This window comes from Streptomyces sp. CLCI03 (assembly GCF_053615355.1).
The window spans coordinates 1346161-1365933 of sequence record NZ_CM132132.1 but is presented as its reverse complement, the minus strand read 5'-3'; the positions used below and the strand labels follow the sequence as shown (position 1 = coordinate 1365933).

The 19773-nt window shown below is 71.6% G+C and carries 20 protein-coding genes and 2 pseudogenes; 12 read left to right on the top strand and 10 right to left on the bottom strand.

The window, feature by feature from the left end:
• Nucleotides 1-520 precede the first annotated feature (520 nt).
• Nucleotides 521-894, bottom strand: a pseudogene (locus tag ACWG52_RS06185) (DUF302 domain-containing protein).
• A 149-nt stretch (nt 895-1043) separates the two neighbouring features.
• On the opposite strand from ACWG52_RS06185, the gene ACWG52_RS06180 reads away from it, so the two are divergent.
• The 6 genes from ACWG52_RS06180 to ACWG52_RS06155 all read left to right on the top strand — a co-directional run bounded on the left by ACWG52_RS06180 (nt 1044) and on the right by ACWG52_RS06155 (nt 4862).
• Nucleotides 1044-2411 (top strand): MBL fold metallo-hydrolase, encoded by a 1368-nt coding sequence (locus ACWG52_RS06180; protein WP_453128076.1) that lies wholly within the window; start codon nt 1044-1046, stop codon nt 2409-2411.
• A 39-nt stretch (nt 2412-2450) separates the two neighbouring features.
• Nucleotides 2451-2810 carry a rhodanese-like domain-containing protein gene (locus ACWG52_RS06175; protein ID WP_266444689.1) on the top strand — a complete coding sequence of 120 codons (360 nt, stop codon included), beginning with the start codon at nt 2451-2453 and terminating at the stop codon, nt 2808-2810.
• A complete protein-coding gene (locus ACWG52_RS06170) occupies nt 2807-3553 on the top strand; it encodes a sulfite exporter TauE/SafE family protein (RefSeq protein WP_453128073.1) in 747 nt (248 codons plus the stop codon). The genes ACWG52_RS06175 and ACWG52_RS06170 overlap by 4 nt, the downstream gene beginning before the upstream one ends.
• A gap of 94 nt (nt 3554-3647) precedes the next feature.
• Nucleotides 3648-4220 carry a rhodanese-like domain-containing protein gene (locus ACWG52_RS06165; RefSeq protein WP_376681433.1) on the top strand — a complete coding sequence of 191 codons (573 nt, stop codon included), beginning with the start codon at nt 3648-3650 and terminating at the stop codon, nt 4218-4220.
• 65 nt (nt 4221-4285) lie between these two features.
• A complete protein-coding gene (locus tag ACWG52_RS06160; RefSeq protein ID WP_266606729.1) occupies nt 4286-4552 on the top strand; it encodes a metal-sensitive transcriptional regulator in 267 nt (88 codons plus the stop codon).
• A 118-nt stretch (nt 4553-4670) separates the two neighbouring features.
• On the top strand, nt 4671-4862 hold the full coding sequence (locus ACWG52_RS06155) for a hypothetical protein (RefSeq protein ID WP_266606730.1): 192 nt from the start codon (nt 4671-4673) through the stop codon (nt 4860-4862).
• 143 nt (nt 4863-5005) lie between these two features.
• On the opposite strand, the pseudogene ACWG52_RS06150 reads toward ACWG52_RS06155, so the two are convergent.
• The 6 genes and pseudogenes from ACWG52_RS06150 to ACWG52_RS06125 all read right to left on the bottom strand — a co-directional run.
• A pseudogene (locus ACWG52_RS06150) lies at nt 5006-5170 on the bottom strand (N-acetyltransferase family protein); the annotation flags it as partial.
• A 158-nt stretch (nt 5171-5328) separates the two neighbouring features.
• Complete coding sequence (locus ACWG52_RS06145; protein WP_376681432.1) at nt 5329-5454, bottom strand: hypothetical protein; 126 nt, start codon at nt 5452-5454, stop codon at nt 5329-5331.
• Nucleotides 5451-5930: a hypothetical protein gene (locus tag ACWG52_RS06140; RefSeq protein ID WP_453128069.1), complete on the bottom strand. Its 480-nt coding sequence runs from the start codon at nt 5928-5930 to the stop codon at nt 5451-5453. The genes ACWG52_RS06145 and ACWG52_RS06140 overlap by 4 nt, the downstream gene beginning before the upstream one ends.
• Before the next feature lie 479 nt (nt 5931-6409).
• On the bottom strand, nt 6410-7186 hold the full coding sequence (locus ACWG52_RS06135; protein ID WP_371588872.1) for a hypothetical protein: 777 nt from the start codon (nt 7184-7186) through the stop codon (nt 6410-6412).
• A gap of 431 nt (nt 7187-7617) precedes the next feature.
• Nucleotides 7618-8562, bottom strand: a complete 945-nt coding sequence (locus tag ACWG52_RS06130) for a type IV pilus twitching motility protein PilT (RefSeq protein WP_453129043.1) — start codon at nt 8560-8562, stop codon at nt 7618-7620.
• A 243-nt stretch (nt 8563-8805) separates the two neighbouring features.
• Nucleotides 8806-9399: a hypothetical protein gene (locus ACWG52_RS06125; RefSeq protein ID WP_389810604.1), complete on the bottom strand. Its 594-nt coding sequence runs from the start codon at nt 9397-9399 to the stop codon at nt 8806-8808.
• On the opposite strand from ACWG52_RS06125, the gene ACWG52_RS06120 reads away from it, so the two are divergent.
• Complete coding sequence (locus ACWG52_RS06120; RefSeq protein WP_389810601.1) at nt 9389-9823, top strand: hypothetical protein; 435 nt, start codon at nt 9389-9391, stop codon at nt 9821-9823. The two genes, ACWG52_RS06125 and ACWG52_RS06120, sit on opposite strands and share 11 nt — an antisense overlap.
• A 4-nt stretch (nt 9824-9827) precedes the next feature.
• Nucleotides 9828-10220: an excalibur calcium-binding domain-containing protein gene (locus ACWG52_RS06115; RefSeq protein ID WP_389810598.1), complete on the top strand. Its 393-nt coding sequence runs from the start codon at nt 9828-9830 to the stop codon at nt 10218-10220.
• 103 nt (nt 10221-10323) lie between these two features.
• Here the strand turns inward: ACWG52_RS06115 and ACWG52_RS06110 are convergent, their stop codons facing one another.
• Both ACWG52_RS06110 and ACWG52_RS06105 read right to left on the bottom strand, forming a co-directional pair.
• Nucleotides 10324-12039 carry an ABC transporter ATP-binding protein gene (locus ACWG52_RS06110; protein WP_389810594.1) on the bottom strand — a complete coding sequence of 572 codons (1716 nt, stop codon included), beginning with the start codon at nt 12037-12039 and terminating at the stop codon, nt 10324-10326.
• Nucleotides 12036-13853, bottom strand: coding sequence for an ABC transporter ATP-binding protein (locus ACWG52_RS06105; protein WP_453128066.1), 1818 nt, complete (start codon nt 13851-13853; stop codon nt 12036-12038). Before ACWG52_RS06105 ends, ACWG52_RS06110 begins: the two co-directional genes overlap by 4 nt.
• A 137-nt stretch (nt 13854-13990) precedes the next feature.
• Here ACWG52_RS06105 and ACWG52_RS06100 point away from each other — a divergent pair, with 137 nt between their 5' ends.
• From ACWG52_RS06100 to ACWG52_RS06085, 4 genes are all read left to right on the top strand, one after another.
• Nucleotides 13991-14671, top strand: a complete 681-nt coding sequence (locus ACWG52_RS06100) for a TetR/AcrR family transcriptional regulator (RefSeq protein WP_389810589.1) — start codon at nt 13991-13993, stop codon at nt 14669-14671.
• Nucleotides 14672-14797: 126 nt separating this feature from the next.
• Nucleotides 14798-15847, top strand: coding sequence for a PucR family transcriptional regulator (locus tag ACWG52_RS06095; protein WP_453128064.1), 1050 nt, complete (start codon nt 14798-14800; stop codon nt 15845-15847).
• Between the two features lie 159 nt (nt 15848-16006).
• On the top strand, nt 16007-16516 hold the full coding sequence (locus ACWG52_RS06090) for a hypothetical protein (RefSeq protein ID WP_389810583.1): 510 nt from the start codon (nt 16007-16009) through the stop codon (nt 16514-16516).
• Between the two features lie 100 nt (nt 16517-16616).
• Nucleotides 16617-18149 carry an SPFH domain-containing protein gene (locus ACWG52_RS06085; protein ID WP_389810581.1) on the top strand — a complete coding sequence of 511 codons (1533 nt, stop codon included), beginning with the start codon at nt 16617-16619 and terminating at the stop codon, nt 18147-18149.
• A 51-nt stretch (nt 18150-18200) separates the two neighbouring features.
• On the opposite strand, the gene ACWG52_RS06080 is transcribed toward ACWG52_RS06085, so the two are convergent.
• The gene (locus ACWG52_RS06080) at nt 18201-19703 is read right to left on the bottom strand and encodes a SulP family inorganic anion transporter (protein WP_389810578.1); all 1503 of its coding nucleotides are present in this window, start codon (nt 19701-19703) and stop codon (nt 18201-18203) included.
• Nucleotides 19704-19773 lie beyond the last annotated feature (70 nt).

Below are 19773 nucleotides of genomic sequence, written 5' to 3'. Positions count from 1 at the left end.
TGGGCCTTTCGGGCCCTTCCGGGGACCTCTCGGCCTCTGAGGGCCGACTCGGCGAGTTCGGAGCACTCCGGGTCAGCCTCGCAGGCGCCGGATGCGAGATCGGCCGGATCGACTCGTCGGCGTCCGGCGGCCCGCTGTGGGGCTGCCAGACGCCACGCCTCATCGAAAGGTGATCAGGCGCCGGCGACCCGAGTCAGGCTGAGCCAGCCGCCCGGCACGCCGGCGTCGTCGACGTCATGGAGGCCCTGCGCGCGTTCGTCGAGCGGACCCGCACACCGACGAAGGGGCCCGCGCCTCCGGGACACGTGCGTGAGCAACCGGGAAGAAGCATGCAGCGAAGATGCGCGTCACCGGCTCTTCCGGAACCTCCCGTTCCCAGTCTTTCGGTCGCTCACGAAGGCCGGGTCGGCGAGAGTCCGGCCCCGCTGCTCCGGGTCGATGCGGTGCGCGGTACAAGAGGCGGGCGATGGCAGCCATGGCGACTGACACTGCAGAAGTGGTACTCGTTGCCTGACCGCGGTCATCCGGTGGTTTCCAGGGTGCTGAGGGCGGCGTCGAGACGGCGGGTGGCCTCCTCGGCGACGGGAGAGTGACCATGACGCCGGGATCTAGGGCCTGGACGGCGGTGCGTTCGCCGTCGGTGCGAACCACGACGTTGCAGGGCAGGAGGAGGCCGATGGTGCGGTCGGCATCCAGGGCCCGGCGGGCGAGCGGCGGGTTGCAGGCACCGAGGATCAGGTAGTCCTCCATGTCGTGCCCGAGCTTGGCCTTCAGGGTGGCGGTGACGTCGATCTCGGTAAGGATGCCGAAGCCCTGTGCGGCGAGGGCCTCGCGGACTGCGGAAACGGTCGTGGTGAAGTCGGCATCGAGGTGGATGGTCCGGTCGTAGCGCATGGCGTCATCCCTGTCCGGGGTGTGTGGCGGGCGGCGGGTAGCCGTCCGGTGTGAGTGGGTTCTCCGCACCGTCAAAAATACCCCTGGGGGTACCCGTGCTAGGCTCGAAAATATACCCCCGGGGGTAAATGTCAGCCGAAAGGAGCATCGTGTTCTTCATCGACACCATCGAGACCGAGGGCCTGGGAAACCGCAGCTACCTGGCGGGCGGCGCGGACACCGCGGTGGTGGTGGACCCTCCCCGCGACATCGACCGTGTCCTGGCGGCGGCTGCCGCGCGGGGCGTGCGCATCTCGCACGTGGTGGAGACCCATGTCCACAACGACTACGTCACCGGCGGCCTGGACCTGGCCCGCATCACCGGCGCCGCCTACCTCGTGCCCGCTGCCGCCCGCGTCTCCTTCGCCCGCACACCGTTCGCCGACGGCAACACGGTGAGTGTGGACGAGGGCATCACCCTGCGGGCGATGGCCACACCCGGACACACCCCGCACCACACCTCCTACGTCCTGGAAGAACGGGGGACGGCGGCCGCGGTGTTCACCGGCGGGTCGCTGCTGATCGGCTCGGTCGGTCGCCCCGACCTGGTCGAGCCGAGGCTGACCGAACAGCTGGCCCGCGCCCAGCACGCATCCGCGCACCGGCTGGCCGCCGAGCTCCCCGACGAGACGCCGGTGCTGCCCACCCACGGGTTCGGAAGCTTCTGCTCCTCCTCCCAGTCCGAGGGCGACGCCACCACGATCGGCAAGGAGAAGGCGGGCAACGACGCCCTGGTCAAGGACGTCGACTCCTTCGTCGCCGCCCTGCTGGCAGGCCTGGAGGACGTGCCCGCCTACTACGCCCACATGGGCCCGGCCAACGCCGAAGGCCCCACCCCGGTGGACCTGACCGCACCCCCGCTGGCCGACGCCGCCGACATCGCCGAGCGCCTGGCCGCCGGGGAGTGGGTGGTGGACCTGCGCAACCGGATCGCGTTCGCCGAAGGCCACATCGCCGGCTCGTTCAACTTCGAGGCGGAAGGCAAGATCGCCACCTACCTGGCCTGGATGATCCCCTGGGGCAAGCCCGTCACCCTCCTCGCCGAGTCACCCGCCCAGCTCGCCGCCGCCCAGCGCGAACTGGTCCGCGTCGGCATCGACCGCCCGGCCGCGGCCGCCACCGGCACCATCCGCGACTGGGTACCCGACGGCCACGCCCTGCGCTCCTTTCCCCGAGCCACCTTCGCCGACCTCGCCGCCCAGGACCCCCGCCCGGATGTGGTCCTCGATGTGCGGCGGGACTCCGAACGCGCCACGGGCTGGATCGAAGGCTCCGTACACATCCCGATCCACCACCTCCACCGCCGCCTGGCCGACGTACCGGCCGGGACGGTGTGGGTGCACTGCGCGGGCGGAATGCGCGCGGGCATTGCCGCCTCCCTGCTGGATGCCGCAGGCCGCGACGTCGTCGCCGTCGACGACTCCTTCGACGCCACAACCGACGCCGGGCTGCCCCTCACCACCGGCACCGGCAGCTGAACCGCTGCCCCCGCCACCCGAGACTCGGAAGGAAACCAGATGCCTCTCCTCCGCCGCGGCACCGCCCGCGTCACCCCCGACCAGGCCCACCAGCGCACCACCGACGGTGACGCCGTCCTCCTCGACGTGCGCGAGCAGGCCGAGTGGAATGCCGGCCACGCCCCCGGCGCCGTGCATGTGCCGCTCTCCCGGCTGGTCACCGGCACCGGCCTGCCCGCCACGGCCCAGGGCCGGCCGCTGTTGGTGATCTGCCGCTCCGGGCACCGCTCCCAGCAGGCCGCCAGACTCTTGGCCGGGCGCGGAGCCGAGGCCGTCGACGTCAAGGGCGGTATGCAGGCCTGGGCATCAGCCGGGCTACCGGTCGTCGACGCAGAAGGAAGCAGCGGCCGGATAGCGTGAGCGCCCTCATCCTCGCCCTCATCGCTGGGGCCGTCATCGGCCTGGCCCTCGGGGCGCTCGGGGGCGGCGGCAGTGTCCTGGCCGTCCCCGCCCTGATTTACCTCCTCGGCTTCACCCCGGCCGCTGCCACCACCGCCTCGCTGATCATCGTCACCGCCACCTCCGCGACCGCCCTCTACACCCACGCCACCTCGGGCAACGTCCGCTGGAAGACCGGCGCACTGTTCGCGGCCGCCGGAATCGTGCCCGCGATCGCTGCGGGCACCCTGGCCGCACGCCTGCCCGAGGAGGTGCTGACCGCCGCGTTCGCCGCGATCGCGGCCCTCGCAGCCCTCAGGATGTTCAAGCTCGCCGACCCCCACCAGCAGGCCAGGCCCGTCAGGCCCACCCGGGCCGCCGGTGCGGGTGCCGGACTCGGCGCGGTCACCGGCCTCCTCGGGGTCGGCGGAGGCTTCCTCGCCGTCCCCGCCCTCGTCTCCGTCCTCGGACTGCACATGCGCGCCGCGATCGGCACCAGCCTGCTGGTCATCACCGTCAACTCCCTCGCCGCGCTCGCCGCCCGCGCCGGCACCAACACGCCCCTGCACTGGGCGGTCATCGCTCCCTTCGCCGGAGCCGCGATCCTCGGAGCGTGGGACGGCAAACGCCTCGCCTCCAAAATCTCCGGTCCCACCCTTCAGCGGATCTTCGCGCTCGTGCTCCTGGCCGTCGCCGCCCTCATGCTCATCGACGCCCTCCGCTGACCCTCCCGCCCGCGACCCGCAACGGCGCCCCACCGCCAGTCGATAACGAGGTGTCCGTAACCGGGCACCAGACAAAAAGGATGGAACACCGCTCATGACCACCCCCCACGCCCTCAACACCGACCAGGCCCGCACCCGCCTGCACGAACTGATCGTCCTGGACGTCCGCACCCCCGGCGAATACGCCACCGGCCACCTTCCCGGCGCCCTCAACATCCCCCTCGACCACCTCGACCATGCCCTCCCCGACATCCGCCACGCAGCCCAGCGCGGCGACCTCCTCGTCGTCTGCGCCTCCGGCGCACGCTCCGAGAACGCTTGCCACACCCTGGCCGCCCACGGCATCACCACCGCCACCCTCACCGGCGGCACAACAGCCTGGGCAGCGGACGGCCACACCCTCCACCACCCCGACAGCGCCCGACGCACCGCCTGGAACATGGAACGCCAAGTCCGACTCACCGCCGGCGCCGTCGTCCTGACCGGCCTCGCGCTGGGCCGCCTGCACCCCGCCTTCCGCCTCGCTTCCGCGGGCGTCGCCGGCGGCCTGGTCTACTCCGCCCTCACCAACACCTGCGGCATGGCCTCCCTCCTCGCCAAACTCCCCCACAACCGTCCCCACCAGGGCGACCTCGACGCAACCCTCGCCGCCCTCCGGGCCGGCTGACCACCCCCGCCCGATACCCCCTGGGGTACCATGGTGTGAGAGCGCACAAAGACAGGAGGCAACCGGTGAAAGTCGACGACGACGCAGTCAACTCAGTCCTCAACCGCCTGCGCCGCGCCCAAGGACAGCTCGCCGGCGTCATCGCCATGATCGAAGCCGGCCGCGACTGCAAGGACGTTGTCACGCAGCTTGCCGCAGTCTCCAAGGCCCTGGACCGCGCCGGCTTCAAAATCGTCGCCAGCGGCATGCGCCAGTGCATGACCGAAGCCGACCAGGGTCAGGCCCCCATGACCGAGGCAGAACTCGAAAAGCTCTTCCTCGCACTCGCCTGACGCCCACGCAGAACGGCCCGGCCCCCATCAGGAGCCGGGCCGTCCGCATACCCGCACCGGCCGGCGCCATGAGCCCTCGCGGTGAGACGCCCACGCCAGACTCGGTACTGTGCGCACGGTGACCAGAAAGACGAAGACGCAGGCCGAAGACAGTGATGACCGCGGATTGTCGGTGCGGGCGTTCACCGCGCTCATGCTGGGCGCCCTTGCCGTCGTAGGGGCGCTCGCCCTGCTGGGTGGCTGGGCCGGACTGATCGGCATCGTGGTCACCGCCGTCGTCCTCATCGGCTTCGCGGCCTCCCGCATGTAGAGCGCACAAATGCCCGCTGGAAGCGAGGGCGCGAGGTGATCCCAGTACCGGTTCGGCGGCTCGGCCGACCGACTGCGGCCGGGCGCCGACTGTTGCCGGAGCCGTCGCCCGGCGAGGACGAGAGCGAGTTGTAGGGGCGCCAGTCAGGTGACGGCAGGGATGTGGCGCTCCGCGAGGACGACGTCCCGCCACTGGCCCCGGTGGCAACCGATGCTCTCTCGAGTGCCGACGATCCGGAAGCCGGCCCGGGCGTGGAGGGCGAGGCTGGCGGTGTTCTCGGGGAAGATGACGGACTGGACGGTCCAGATCATGGTGACCTGGTGCTCTCGCCGTTCACCTACGCCGACGACATGCAGACCTATGGCCCCCGCGGAGGGCGGCCCAGCTTCGAAGGCGTGGAAGGCGGCCAGGGGGAGGCCGTGCGCGCCCGAGGTCGACGGAACCCTGGTCAAGCTGTCAGTCGCCCTCAGGGCTGATCTTTGGCCCACCACAGGAACGCGGCGGCGTGCTGTCGGTTGGTGAAGCCCTCGCCGGCCAGGTCGAGAAGGAGGTCATTGCTCCACAGGATGAGCCGGCCGCGGGTCCAGTTCACCGACTCGGGGGACGGCAGCTCCAGGCGTAGACCATCCGCGCGATCTCGCGCTTGCCGCCGGCCTCGGTCGTGTACTTCAGGATCGTCAGGAAGCGGTCGGGGTACGTCACGCAGAGGACCCTCGTGAGGAGGGCTTCCTTGAAGCCGGTCATGGCGAACGGCTTGGTGCCGGACAGCAGGTGCTCGAGCCGGTCTTCGAGCGGCATGTCGGAAGGTCCGTGCAGGAGGTATTCGATCGTCTGGCGGGTCGCCTCCCCGGCCGCGGTGTCGCCCATGTCGTTCCACGCGGAGTTGAAGGTGGCCTGATTGCCGGGGCGGGCTCCGACCTCGGAGTTGGCGAAGTCCTTGAGGGTTCTGGGGTCGCAGGTCCACAGCCCGCCGGGGGAGAAGATCTGCTGGTACTTCGCCCAGTAGGCCGCCACGTCAGGGTCGAGGTCCGGTTTGACGGCGAGGTACTGCTCCTTCAGCCGGGTCACGCGTTCCAACTGCTCGCGATCGACATCCTCGGCGTTCGGGAAACGGGCCTTGAGGTCTTGGAAGGAGCGGAGCGGCTCCCTATGCGGGACTGTGGGCTCCCTGTGCTCCCATTCATAACCGCACCCGTGCTTCACGAGCCGACGTCCGCCGTCGAACGTGCGGACCACCACGATGTCCTCATCGTCGCTGCACAGTGGACACATGGCCAACGCCATGGCGACCCCCGCTTCGTCGGTGCTTGTGCCCCACTTTGAGCCAATGCACTCTCCGGCCAAGAGCCGCATTCTCGCATCCAGGCAGGGCAGGCGGGGTGCGATCTCCAGCACACGGGCGGATCCCGACATCACTGGCCTGGACGGCAACTTCGCGCCGCAACGCCTGGTGTCCGGTTCGTACAACGAGGTGGCAACGCACGGCGCGTGGGCTTCGGAGGACACCTTGGTGGTGAAGCCGAAACCGACGCGGTACCCGGCATCGATCAGTCGGTCAGCCGGCACACCCTGTCGTCGTCCGTCACCTCGTAGACGTCGATGCGCAGGAGCTGTCGGACGTGGGCGGGGACGCGTGCGGCGGCCTTGAGGGAGGAGGACGGCACGACGAGGGCGTAGCGAGTGTGCGGGTCCTGGCTCGTCATGCGGCGCAGCAGTTGGCCGTAGGCGATGTCGGCGTCGATGCCTTTCTCGCTGGTGCGGCCCTTGGCTTCGCAGATCAGCCGTTCCCGGCCGCGTACGGCTTCCAGGTCGGTCCACCGGTCCGTGGGATCGACGGGTGTCCAGCCTTCGGCCAGCAGCCAGGTGCGGAAGGTGTCGGTAACCCGGTCCTCGTCACTGGCGCGGGCCAGGATCTTCTTCAGTGCCGCCAGGTCGGCCGCTTCGTTGCGGCGCAGTCGTCCGCGGCCGTCCGCATCCAGGTCGGCGGGGCGGATGAGGACCAGGCGCAGCCCGTGCGCGGGGATCTGCTCCTCGCGCCGGGCGTCGTACAGGGCGCGCTGCTCGCCGCGGTGGACGCCGCTGACGGTGAGGCGGTTCGGCTTGTCAAAGTGGGGCATCGGCTGGTCGTGCTGCAGTTCGCGGTACTCGACCACCAGCTGATGGCCCGGCCAGTAGGCGTCGACCGGCAGTTGGACTCGTCGGCCGCCTGATCCGGGATCTCCGAGCAGCCAGTCGAACCTGTGCTGTGTCAGGGCGTTCTCCCCGAGGATCCGCTCGCACAACCCAACGACGTACGCCTCATCGCTGCCATCTCTCGTTGCCATGACCGAGCATCCTGCCACCACCCATGGACCAGCAGCACCGAGCTGGCGAAACCCAGAGCCTCGCCGTGCATAAGACCGGCAACGACAAGCACTCGGGCGCCGTCCGTGACGGGAGGCGGGCCTGAGGGCCGAGTGGCGCCCCTTGGGGACCAGTTGGAGACCAGCGCCCACGTCGGTGGGCGCACGGCAGGTACGTATGTGCACGCTGTGCGCCCCCAGATTGAGGCATATGTTGCGAAGTTTCCTCCGACCCCTCGATCTGGGGGTCAAGGGGTCGCAGGTTCAAATCCTGTCGTCCCGACTCGAAAGAGTCGCAGATCAGGGGCCGCTTCAGAGAGATCTGAAGCGGCCCCTGTCTCGTTCTCGGGGGGCGGTCGAGGCCGGTCGGGGGCCGACCCGCCTCGACCGATCGGCCGGACCCCGTCGGACGGTCAGGGGTGACCGACGGGGACGCGGGGCCGCTGGACGTCCTCCGGGTGGGCGGTGTGCAGCACGGCCTCCTCGTAGGCGACGGTGCCTGCCGTGACGAGGGCGTCGATGCCGGCTTCGAGGGTCCGCATGCCGTCACGGTGGCCGGTCGCGATCATGTTGCGTATCTGGCGGGTCTTGCCCTCGCGGATCAGGTTGCGGATCGCCGACGTGCCCACCAGCACCTCGAAGGCGGCCACCCGGCCCCCGCCGCCGCGGGGGATGAGGCACTGGTTGAGGATGCCGACCAGAGTGTGCGCCAATTGCAGCCGGATCTGGGGCTGTTGCTCGGCAGGGAAGACGTCCACGATCCGGTCCAGCGTCTGCGACGCGTCGTTGGTGTGCAGGGTCGCGAACACCAGGTGCCCGGTCTCGGCGATGGTCAGGGCCGCGGAGATGCTCTCCGGGTCGCGCATCTCGCCGAGGAGCAGGACGTCGGGATCCTCCCGCAGGGCCGCGCGCAACGCGGCGGGGAAGGAGTCGGTGTCGGTGCCGATCTCGCGCTGGCTGACCGCCGAGCGCTTGTGCCGGTGCAGGTACTCGATCGGGTCCTCGATGGTGAGGATGTGCGCCGACCGGTGCGTGTTGACGTGGTCGAGGAGCGCCGCCAGGCTGGTCGACTTCCCCGACCCGGTCGGCCCGGTCACCAGCACCAACCCGCGCGGCATGCCCGCCCAGCCGACGACGACCGGGGGGGGGAGCCCGAGTCGCTCCGGCGACGGCACGGTGAACGGGATGATCCGCAGGGCCAGGGCCGACGCGCCGCGCTGCACGAAGGCGTTACCGCGCAGTCTGGCCCTCGCCCCCCAGCTGAACGCGAAATCGATCGGCCTCTCCCGGCGGAACCGTTCCGTGAGTTCCTCGCCGAGCACCCCGGTCACCAGGCGATCGACCTCCGGCTCGGTCAGCTCGGCCCCCTCGACCGGTCGTAGGGCGCCGTCGACGCGGAGGAACGGTCGGGGCCGGTGTCGGCAGGCCGTAGCCGCCGAGCGTGAGGGACGCCCGGCCGCCGCCGGGGACGGTGGCGTCCGTGACGTCGACGGGCGCGCCGGGAGCCGGGGGTGTGAATCCCGTGAGGCCGGTGACGGACGCCGGTTTCGCCATCGCGGCAGGGTAGGTCGTGAACAGCACCGGCTCCGGGGGGATTCCGATCACCGGGCGGAGGTGTCCGGCGGCCGGGCGGTGCCGAGTGTGATGGTCCGGGCGATGATGCCGCGGGTGACGACCTGCGAGCGGACCTGGCTCATCGACAGGTCGACGGCGGCCGTCGGCGCGTAGACGGTGCCGTTGATCACCGGGCGGCTGTGACGGGTGGGCGTGTCGGCGTCGTCGGTCGACTTCAGCACCGCGCAACCGCTGCCCGTGGTGAGGCAGCCGGACAGGGCCCTGATGGACGGGGCTCGGAACACGATCGCGAGTTCGACGCCGTCGAGGCGGACGGCGGCGCCGGTACTGCCCGTGCCCAACGTCGCCGTATGGTCGACGGCGAGTCGGGACACCTGGTCGTCGGTCCTGACCCCGCAGGCGCCGAGGTCGACCACGTCGACACCGACCGCCCCCGCATGGGCGGTCAGGGCGTGGTTCGTGTCGCAGGCGGTACCGGTGCCGGAGACGGTCAGCGCGGTCGTGGGTGGCTGCCTCGGCGAGGGTGGCTGCCTCGGCGAGGGTGGCTCCGTCGGCGAGGGTGGCGCCGGGGTGGTGTCGTCGCCCTGGTGCGCCACGCGCAGCACGACCTTGTCGATCACCGCCCCCGCCGGCAGGGGCGGCATCGCGAACGCGCCGAGCCCGACCGACGCCGACGGGGTGGCCGTGGTGAGCGTCGCGGTCGAGGTGATGGTGTCGATCGCCTGCGCGTTGCTCGGGTCGAGGAACGCCGCGGCGGTGGGCGTCGCGCCGCTGGTCGCCTTGGTGGGCCGTACCGGGAGCGGGGGACGGTGGGCGAGTATCGCCACACTGAACAACTTCAACAGGGTCTTCGTCGCCCAACGGAACATCCTCGGTGCGCCGGGCGGGCTCGGGGTGGTCGACGGCGGCACGCTGCTGACGCGAACCCCGATCGGCACGCCGCAAGCGTTCGTCGCGCTGGCCGTGAACAACAGGACGGCGAAGGTGTACGCGGTCGATCAGGCGAACGCGAAGGTCGCGGTGTTCCGGACAGGATCGGTGTAGGGCCGTGTCGGACCAGTCACGCACCATCCACGAGCGCCCGGTTCACCGGCTGCGACCGGGTCGTCGAACCGCTGTCGCGGGGGTCGGCGTGATCGCGGCGATCATGCTGTCCGCCTGCGCCGGCGACGAACCGCCGGAGCACGCGTTCGACGTCGCCCCGTACGTGCACAAGGGGCACGTGGTCGACTGCGACGCGTTCAAGGCCCAGGCCGACGCGCAAGCGGTGCTGCGAGCGGACGCACTCGACCCGAACGAACTCGACCGGGACGGCGACGGCATCGCGTGCCCGAACCTCCCCGCGCCGAAGGACAAGAAGCCGGTCCACCGCGACTTCATGACCGACGTGGACGGCGCGCCGATCAGCGAGCCGATCAAGCCGACGCCGACGCCGACGTGACCGCGGCGCGAGCGGGGGCGGGCCCGGGGGCCGATGCACCGGGCCCGGGCCCGCCCCCGCTCGTGGATCGCCCCGGCCCCGTCGGACCGGGCCGTACGACGGGTCATTCGCTCGCCGCCGGGGTCAGGGAGGCGTTCCAGAAGTCGGCGTAGCGGCCGCCTCGATGGAGCAGCGTGTCGTGGCTGCCTTCCTCCACGATCCGGCCGTCGGCCAGGAAGACCACGCGGTCGGCGCGCCGGACGGTCCGCATACGGTGCGCGACCATGACCACCGTCCGGCCGGCCATCAGGCGCTCGATGCCCTCGTGGACGGCGGCCTCGTTCACCGGGTCCAGCGCCGACGTCACCTCGTCCAGCAGTACGACGGGCGCGTCCTTCAGCAGTGCCCGCGCGATCGAGACGCGCTGACGTTCGCCGCCCGACAGCCGTGCGCCGCCCTCGCCGACAGGCGTCGCCCATCCGTCGGGCAGCCGCTCGATCACCTCGTCCAGCCCGGCCGCGGTGGCCGCCACCCGTACCTCGGCCTCATCCGCGTCGGGACGGCCGAGGCGTACGTTCTCCTCGATCGTGCCGTCGAAGAGGTGGACGTCCTGGAAGACGATGGCGATCCGGGCCATCAGCACCTCCGTGTTCATCGCGCGCACGTCCACACCTCCCACACGTACCGCGCCGGCATCGACGTCGAAGAACCGTGCGACCAGATGCAGCAAGGTGCTCTTGCCCGCGCCCGACGGTCCGACGACGGCGAGCCGTTGGCCCTCCGGGACGGACAGCGACATGCCGTCGATCACCGTCCGGGCGCCGTGTCGGAAGACGACGGACTCGAATTCCAGGTCATGGCGCACCGGCCGGACCGGTTCGGCCGGCTCCGGCAGCGGCTCGGTGCGCAGCACCGCGTCGAGCCGTGCCAGCTCGTGCCGTGCGCCGCGCAGCCGACCGCCGATCTCCGACAGCGACAGCAGCGGATCCGCGCAGCGCGCGGACAGCACCAGGAACGCCAGGAGCTCCGCGGCGCCGAGGTGCCCGCCGAGCGCGAGGAAGGTGCCCAGGGCCAGGACGACGGTGAACGCCGTCTGCACCGCCAGGGTCAGCCCCACCACACCGGGCAGCGCCGTCAGCGCGGTCCGGCGGGAGGCGCGTCGGACGTCCCGCAACGAGTCGTCGAGCACCTGGAAGCGTTCCGCGGTCCGGCCGCCCGCCCGCAGCACCGGCTGGGCCTGGAGGTATTCGATGACGCGGGCGGTGGCCTCGTCGTCGCGTGCGTGGCGCTCGGCGTCCAGGGCGGCCATCGAGCGTCCCGTCCGTATCTGGATCGCCGCGACGACCGGTGCGGCCGCCAACGCGGCCAGACCCAGCTGCCAGTTGAAGACCAGCATGACGGCGACGATCGTCAGGGGGGTCACCACGGCGGAGACGAACGGTGCCAGCAGGTGCGCGATGACGCTCATCGCCTGGAGGACGCCCCGGCCGGCCAGGCCGGACACCTCCCCGACGCGGCCGGCGTCGTACCAGCCGATGGGCAGCCGGGCCAGATGGTCGCCGAGCCGGTGGTAGGTGCCGCGCAACAGCGTGGTCCCGGCCCGGAAACCGGACCGGTCGCTGACGTAGCGCAGCACCGCGTAGCCGGCGATCGCGGCCCCGAACGCGGTCAGCCAGGGCCACGCGTCCTCGGGCGTGCTCCCGAACAGGGCCCGCAGCACGGGGACCAGCAGGGCGTAGGACGCGCCCTCGACGAGGGCGGTCGCCGTCATCAGGGCCACGGTGCGACGCACCGGCCGGGCGTGTTCGTGGCCCAGTACGCGCAGCAGCATGCGAATCATCGGGGCTCGCCTCCTCGCGACACGCCTTCGTGGAGGTCGCTCCCGTCGGGGACCGCCGATCGGTGGGCCCGTCGGAACGCGGCGAACCTCCCGTTCCGTGCCAGCAGTTCGGCAGGTCGGCCGCGCTCGACGACGACCCCGTCGTCCAACATGACCACGATGTCGGCGTCCATGATCGTCTCCAGTCGATGGGCGATGACCAGAACGGTCCGGTCACCCTCCGGCGCCGTCAGGGCCCGGCGCACCGCCCGCTCGGTCTGCGGATCGGCGAAGGCCGTCGCCTCGTCGAGCACGAGCACCGGGGTGTCGGCCAGCAGGGCGCGCGCGAGCGAGATCCGCTGTGCCTCGCCACCCGACAGCCCGGCGTCCTCGCCGATCACCGACGCGTATCCACGCGGCAGTTCGCGAATCCGGTCATGGATCTGCGCGCGCCGGGCGGCGCGCACCACGTCGTCGTGGTCGGCGTGGGGGACCGCCAGCGCGATGTTGTCCGCGACCGAGGCCCGCAGCAGGGAGACGTCCTGGAAGACGAAGGAGACCGTCCGGTAGAGCTCCCGGGCGGCGAGCTCGCGCAGATCGACACCGCCGATCGTGATACGGCCGTGGGTCGGGTCGAAGAACCGGGGCAACAGCCTTACCAGTGTGGACTTTCCGCTGCCCGACGGCCCGACGATCGCGGTGACCGTCCCCGGTTCGAGCACCAGGTCGATCCCGCGCAGCACCTCGCGGTCGGCCTCGTAGCCGAACCGCACACCACTCAGTTCCACCCGGTGCCCCCGCGGTGCGACCGGGTGCGGGGGCACCGGGAGCGGGCGCACGGCGAGTACCTCCCGGATCCGGCCGACCGCGCGCCCCGCGGCCTGCGTCTCGTCGAAACCGTGGCCCAAGGCCGCTACGGGAGCGGTCAGGCCCAGCCCGAGCAGCAGGAAGGGCAGCAGGTCGGCCGGGACCAGGTCGCCGTTCGTGATCAGCGTCGTACCGCCGATCAGTACGACGAGCAGGACGAACGGCGGCGACAGTACGAGCTGCATCCCCGCGGCGACGGGGGAGACGCCGTGCACCCACCGTCGGAAGGTGTCGACGAAATCGTCGGCGGCCGTCAGGAAGCGACGGTGGGCACGCCCGGATCCGCCGTACGCCTTCACCACCGCGATGCCCCGCACGAATTCGACGACCGAGTCGGCGATCCGTCCCATGCCCGCGTCGAACTCCCGCTGCTCCCGCAGCCGGGCCGGGGTCATCATCAGCGGGACCAGCGCCACCGCCACCACCACCGGGATCAGCGTGACCAGGGTGAGTCGCAGGTTCACGGTGAACAGGTAGACCAGCGACACCAGCGGCACCACGAAGGCGGAGACGAGCTCACCGGGGGCATGGGCGATGAACGGGTGCACGGCGGCGACGTCCTCGCCCACCACCTTGGCCAGCTCGCCGGTCCGACGCCGGGCGAACCAACCGATCGGCACCCGCCCGAGCTGCGCCGCCAGCAGCCGACGGAAGGCGAACTGCACCTGGCCGTCGACGATGTGCCCGATCCCCGACGACGCGGCCGTGCACAGCAGCCGTACGAGCAAGCCGGCCGCACCCGCGACGACGACGCTCCACACGTGACCGTGATCGACCGGGCCGGGGGACAGGAAGGTGCGCCCGAGCTCGACGACCGCCAGCAACGGCAGCAGTCCCGTGAGCGCGCCGACGACCTGGAGGGTCACGACGGCGGCGAAACCCGCGTAGTGGGGGCGCAGCAGCCCGGTCGGACTCCGCCCCGCCGTGGCATCGGCTCCGGGCGGGGGTGCGTACCGCTCCCGCTTCATCGCGAACTCCCTTAAGAGAATTGCCCTTTGGATTTCCGAACGTGTTCCGAAAGTAGCACGGGAGCGGCCGCCGTGAACACGGGATCCGATGCGTACCCGTGGCGGGACGGCGGACGGCGGGGCGGCATGATGGGAGGATGTCCCCAGCGCCCGCACCGCACGGCCGCACCGGCCGACCGCCCCTGACCTCCCGTGCTCAGATCCTGCTGACCGCCCGTCGGCTCATCGACGAGGACGGCTGGGAGAAGCTGACGATCCGCCGTCTGGCCGCCGAGATCGGCATCGGGGCGACGACCCTGTACCACCACATCCGCAACAAGGACGACCTGCTGCTCCTGCTGCTCAACCACCACATCGAGCAGATCGGGCGTCCCCCGCTGCCCGATGAGCCACGCGAGCGCATCGTCATGGCCGCCACCGCGATGCGCGACGCCCTCGCGGCCTGGCCGTGGGTCACGGAGGTCCTCTCGGCCGACGGTTTCGTCGGCCTCCTCGACGAATCGGCGATGTGGATGGTCGAAGCCGTCGTGGCGGGCGCCCACGATCACGGGTGCACGCCCGAGCAGAGCGTCGACGTCTTCCGCAGCATCTGGTACTACACCGTCGGCGAGGTCCTCGTCCGCGCCCACTCCGCCCGCCGAACGGCGGAGGGCCGGCCCTTCGCCCACCGGGACGACCTGGACCCCGCCCAGGTGCCCCACCTGGCCGCCATCGGTGTCCGATGGGCCGAACTGGCCGCACGGGACATCTACCCCGAAGGACTCCGCACGTTCGTCGACGGACTGCTCGCACGCGCCACCCCGCGCGCGAGCGACTGAGCGCGGACCTGACGCGGCACGCGGCAACGCCCCAGGTCCTGGTGCCGGCGTCGCCCGGTGCGCGTGTCACCCTGGTCCCGAGTCGACGGCGGGTGAAGGTACGCGTCGGGATCGGGGGGAAAGAGCGTGGCGGAGCGGGAGACACCGGAGGATCGGCTCGGCGGATTCGTCGACATACTGCGGCAGGCGTCTGCCACGGGGCGTCGCCTCACCAGGACGGAGCTGGAGTCACGCCGCGCCGAGGGCCGGTCGGCGGCCGAGACGGGCCTGCCGTTGCGCGGGCTCATACGGGACCACCTGGCCGCCGCCCAGAGCGTCCGGGCCCGATCGCAGGCGCCGTTGCTGGCCGTGGTCGAACAGGCGGTGGACGCGTTCGTCGAGGGGTACGAGCGCTCCCAGCGCCAGGCGGTCCGTCAGGAGGAGGCGGCCCGCCGCGAGTTCATCGACGACCTGTTGTACGGGCGCAGCGGGCTGGGCCTGCTGGCCCAGCGGGCCGAACGGTTCGGGCTGCGCCTGTCGCAGGCCCACGCGGTGGCCGTGGCCTCCGGCCCCGAACCGTACGGGGACGGCTACCCCGTGGCGCGCCGCATCGAGGAGGCGGTCCTCGGCCGATTCGGGAACCGGCACATCCTGCTGGCCACCAAGGACGGCAGCCTGATCTGCGTGGCGCCCGGCGACCAGCCCGATGTCCTGGCCTACTTCGCCGAGCAGGCGTACGCGGCGACGGACGGCGGCCGGGTCGCCATCGGCCGCTCCCACCCGGGCCCCGGCGGGGTCGTCCACTCGTACGAGGAGGCCCTCAACGCCCTCGACATCGGCGGGCGGATGGGCCTGGAGGGGCCGGTGCTGCACGCCGGTGACCTCCTCGTCTACCCGGTCCTCGGCCGCGACCGGCAGGCCATGGTGGACCTCGTGGAGAGTGTCCTGGGCCCGCTCCACCAGGCACGCGGCGGCCACAAGCCCCTGCTGGACACCCTCATCGCCTACTTCGACAGCGGCTGCGTGGCCACGGAGACCGCCCGCCGGCTCTCGCTGAGCGTGCGCGCGCTGACGTACCGGCTCGGGCGCATCCACGCCCTCACCGGTGCGGACCCGGCCGACCCGGCGGACCGTTACACCCTCCAGACCGCGGTGATCGGCTCACGGCTGCTGGGCTGGCCCGACGCGACGCCCTGACGCCGACCGCGACCCCGACCCGCAGTACCGGGACACGCTTCCGCACTCCCCGCGTCAAGAGGGCGTAAAGATTGCCGGAGGTAGGCAATGTGCGGCATCCGGGTGCGCCGGCACGATGCTCTTGTCCAGCGGTGATGCCGGCCGAGTGGGGAGGTGCTCATGGACTTGTTTCTGGGTCTCGGCATCGGGGGAATCGTCCTGCTGGCCGCCTCGCTGGTGTTCGACGGGGTCTTCGAGGGTGTCCTCGACGGTGCCCTGGACGGACTGTTCGACGGGTGGCTGTCGCTCCCGGTGGTCGCGGGCTTCGTCTCGATGCTCGGTTTCACGGGGGCGATCGTGCTCGGGACCACGGGTCTCGGGCCGGGAGCGGCAGCCGCCGCCGGGGCCGTGGCCGGTGCGGGGGCCGGCTGGTCCACGTACCGGCTGAGCCTGGCCCTCGCCCGGGACGGCAGCGGGGCCGCCCCGCGCCACGGCGAGCTCGTCGGGTCGGCCGGGACCGTGGTCACCGCCATCCCCGCGGGCGGGTACGGCGAGGTCATGCTGCGGCTGGGTGGTCAGCCGGTCAAGTACGCCGCGACCGCGGACGGCCCGGTCGCCCTCGGCACCGAGGTGTGGGTGACGGCGACACCGTCATCGACGTCGGTCGGCGTGCGCGCCGTCGAACGCTGACCCGAGCGCCGAGCGCCGAGCGCCGAGCGCCGTCCCGAGCCCCTCACCTTCACATCCACCATCGATCTGCCCTCGTGAGCGCGGGCAGGGGGGATCCACCATGAGTTCAGTCGTCGTTCCGGTCGTGGGAGTGGTCGTACTCCTCGTCCTGCTCGCGCTGGTCGTCGTCACCCGCTACAAGGTCGCAGGTCCCAGCGAGGCCTTCCTCATCACGGGCCGACGCGGCAAGAAGTCCACCGATCCGGCCACCGGACAGATCTTCACCGATACCAGCGGTCAGAAGGTCGTGGTCGGCGGCGGAGTGTTCGTCGTGCCCTTCGTCCAGCAGCGCTACACCCTCGACCTGTCCAGCCGGCACATCCCGATCGCCGTGCGCGGAGCGGTCACGCTGCGCGGCATCAAGTCGAACCTCGAAGGCGTGGCGATCGTCAAGGTCGGCGGCAACGAGGACGCCATCCGCGCCGCCGCCCAGCGTTTCCTCCAGCAGCAGGACGGCATCGTCGGCTTCACCCAGGAAGTGCTCTCCGGCGCCCTGCGGGCCATCGTCGGCCGGATGTCGGTCGAGGACATCATCCGCGACCGGGCCGCCTTCGCCGGGCAGGTCGCGGAGGAGGCCGAGGCCAGCCTCTCCGGGCAGGGCCTCGTCCTGGACGCCTTCCAGATCCAGGACATCACCACCGAAGGCTCCTACCTGGAGGACCTCGGCCGCCCCGAGGCCGCCCGCGCCAAGCAGGAGGCAGACATCGCCGAGGCCAACGCCCGCCGGGCCGCCGAGCAGGCCCGACTGAAGGCCGAGGAGGAGATCGCGGTCGCGCAGCGCACCCTGTACCTGCGCCAGGCCGAGATCAAGGCCGAGACCGACGCCGCCGCGGCCCAGGCGAACGCCGCCGGCCCGCTGGCCGACGCCGACCGGCAGCAGCAGATCCTGGCCGAGCAGGAGAAGGTGGCCGAACGGCAGGCCGCGCTGACCGACCGACAGCTCGACACCGAGGTCCGCAAGCCGGCCGATGCCCGCCGCTACCAGGCGGAGCAGGAGGCCGAGGCACTGCGCGTGGCCCGCGTGAAGCAGGCCGAGGCCGAGCGCCTCGCCGCCATCGCCGCCGCCCAGGCGGAGGCCGAGCGGGCCCGTCTGACGGGTGAGGGCGAGAAGCAGCGCCGCTCCGCCCTCGCCGAGGCCGAGGCCATCGAGGGCGCCAAGCGCGGTGAGGCCGAACGCGCCCGCCGTGCGGCCATCGCCGACGCGGTACGCCTGGAGGGCGACGCGGAGGCGGCGGCGATCGCGGCCAAGGGCGCGGCCGAGGCCGAGGCGATGCAGAAGAAGGCCGACGCATTCGAGAGCTACGGCGAAGCGGCGATGGCCCAGATGCTGGTCGAGGTGCTCCCGCAGGTGGTCGCCAAGGCGGCCGAACCGCTCGCCGCCATCGACAAGATGACCGTCATCTCCACCGACGGCGCGAACCGGCTGTCCCGCACCGTCGCCGACAACGTCGCCCAGGGCATGGAGCTGCTCGGCTCCACCACGGGCGTGGACCTGACCCAGCTCCTCAAGGGCTTCGCCGCGAGCAGGTCGGCGACGCCCGCCCCGGAGCCGGTCCCGGTCCCGGTCAACGGCAAGATCGCGATCAGCGACTGACGCGGGGCGCCGCCGTCGCCGGACCGTCCCGCGCCTCCCGAGGATCCGCGGTCAGCCGGTGGCGGCGAGTTCGCCGCTGAGGGTCCGGTGCAGACGGGCGCTGGGCTCGTTCAGCCCCGTGATCCGGACGCTCTTGCCGCGCTGCGCGTACCGGTGCTCGATCGCGTCCAGCGCGGCGACCGAGGAGGCGTCCCAGATGTGTGCGGCGGACAGGTCGATGACGACCTCGGCGGGGTCGCCCGCGTAGTCGAAGCGGCCCACGAGCTCGTTGGAGGAGGCGAAGAACAGCTCTCCGGTGACGGTGTAGACGACCCGGCCGCCGTCCGGGTCGGTGACCGCGGTGACGTCGGCGAGCGTGGCGACCCGCTTGGCGAAGACGACCACCGCGGTGACGGATCCCGCCACGACGCCCACGGCGAGGTTGTGGGTGGCCACGACACAGACCACGGTCAGCACCATGACGGTGATCTCGCCCGCGGGCATCCGCCGGAGCGTCGCGGGCGCGACGGAACGCCAGTCGAAGGTCGCGCAGCAGACCATGACCATGACCGCGACCAGGGCGGCCATCGGGATGTCGGAGACGACCGGGCCGAAGACGATGCACAGCACCATCAGGAACACGCCCGCGAGGAAGGTGGAGAGCCGGGTCCGGGCGCCGGAGACCTTCACGTTGATCATGGTCTGGCCGATCATCGCGCAGCCACCCATGCCGCCGAGGAAGCCGGTCACGATGTTCGCGACGCCCTGTCCGACGGCCTCCCGGGTCTTGGAGGACCGGGTGTCGGTGATCTCGTCGACCAGCTTCGCCGTCATCAGCGACTCCATCAGCCCGACGAGTGCCATGGCGAAGGCGTACGGGGCGACGGTGGTCAGCGTGTCGAGCGTGAACGGTACGTCGGGCAGCCCGGGCACCGGGAGCGAGGAGGGCAGCGCGCCCTTGTCCCCGACGGTCGGTACCGCGATCCCCGCCGCGACGGTGATCACCGTGAGGGCGACGATCGCCACCAGCGGGGCCGGCACGGCGGTGGTGATCCTCGGGAACAGCACCAGGAGCGCCAGTCCGGCCGCCAGCAGCGGATACACGGCCCACGGTACGTTCCGCAGCTCCGGCACCTGGGCCATGAAGACCAGGATGGCGAGCGAGTTCACGAAGCCGACCATCACCGAGCGCGGGATGAACCGCATCAGCCGACCCACGCCCAGCGCGCCGAGCGCCATCTGGAACACCCCGGCCAGGATCACCGCCGCGACCAGGTATCCGAACCCGTGTTCCCGGTTCAGCGGTGCGATCACCAGGGCCACCGCACCGGTGGCGGCGGAGATCATCGCGGGCCGCCCGCCGACGACGGAGATGGTGACGGCCATGGTGAACGAGGCGAACAGGCCGATCGCCGGATCCACCCCGGCGATGATCGAGAACGAGATCGCCTCCGGGATCAGCGCCAGGGCGACCACCAGCCCGCCCAGTACCTCGGTGCGCAGCACCTTCGGCGAAAGCCAGGACGGGCGGAAGCCGCGCGCTCGCGCGGAGAGGGAAACGGCGGAGTGGGACAAGGGGAGCAGACCTGTCGGACGGGTGTACGGGGAGGGGGAACGCCCCAAGGTACAGCCCGGTCCGGGGGCC

Bases quoted from the DNA above. Each gene is read 5' to 3' on its own strand.
- ACWG52_RS06090 (WP_389810583.1), top strand. From the start codon at position 16,007: ATGGACTTGTTTCTGGGTCTCGGCATCGGGGGAATCGTCCTGCTGGCC.
- ACWG52_RS06175 (WP_266444689.1), top strand. From the start codon at position 2,451: ATGCCTCTCCTCCGCCGCGGCACCGCCCGCGTCACCCCCGACCAGGCC.
- ACWG52_RS06135 (WP_371588872.1), bottom strand. From the start codon at position 7,186: ATGGCAACGAGAGATGGCAGCGATGAGGCGTACGTCGTTGGGTTGTGC.
- ACWG52_RS06105 (WP_453128066.1), bottom strand. From the start codon at position 13,853: ATGAAGCGGGAGCGGTACGCACCCCCGCCCGGAGCCGATGCCACGGCG.
- ACWG52_RS06085 (WP_389810581.1), top strand. From the start codon at position 16,617: ATGAGTTCAGTCGTCGTTCCGGTCGTGGGAGTGGTCGTACTCCTCGTC.
- ACWG52_RS06100 (WP_389810589.1), top strand. From the start codon at position 13,991: ATGTCCCCAGCGCCCGCACCGCACGGCCGCACCGGCCGACCGCCCCTG.
- ACWG52_RS06165 (WP_376681433.1), top strand. From the start codon at position 3,648: ATGACCACCCCCCACGCCCTCAACACCGACCAGGCCCGCACCCGCCTG.
- ACWG52_RS06110 (WP_389810594.1), bottom strand. From the start codon at position 12,039: ATGATTCGCATGCTGCTGCGCGTACTGGGCCACGAACACGCCCGGCCG.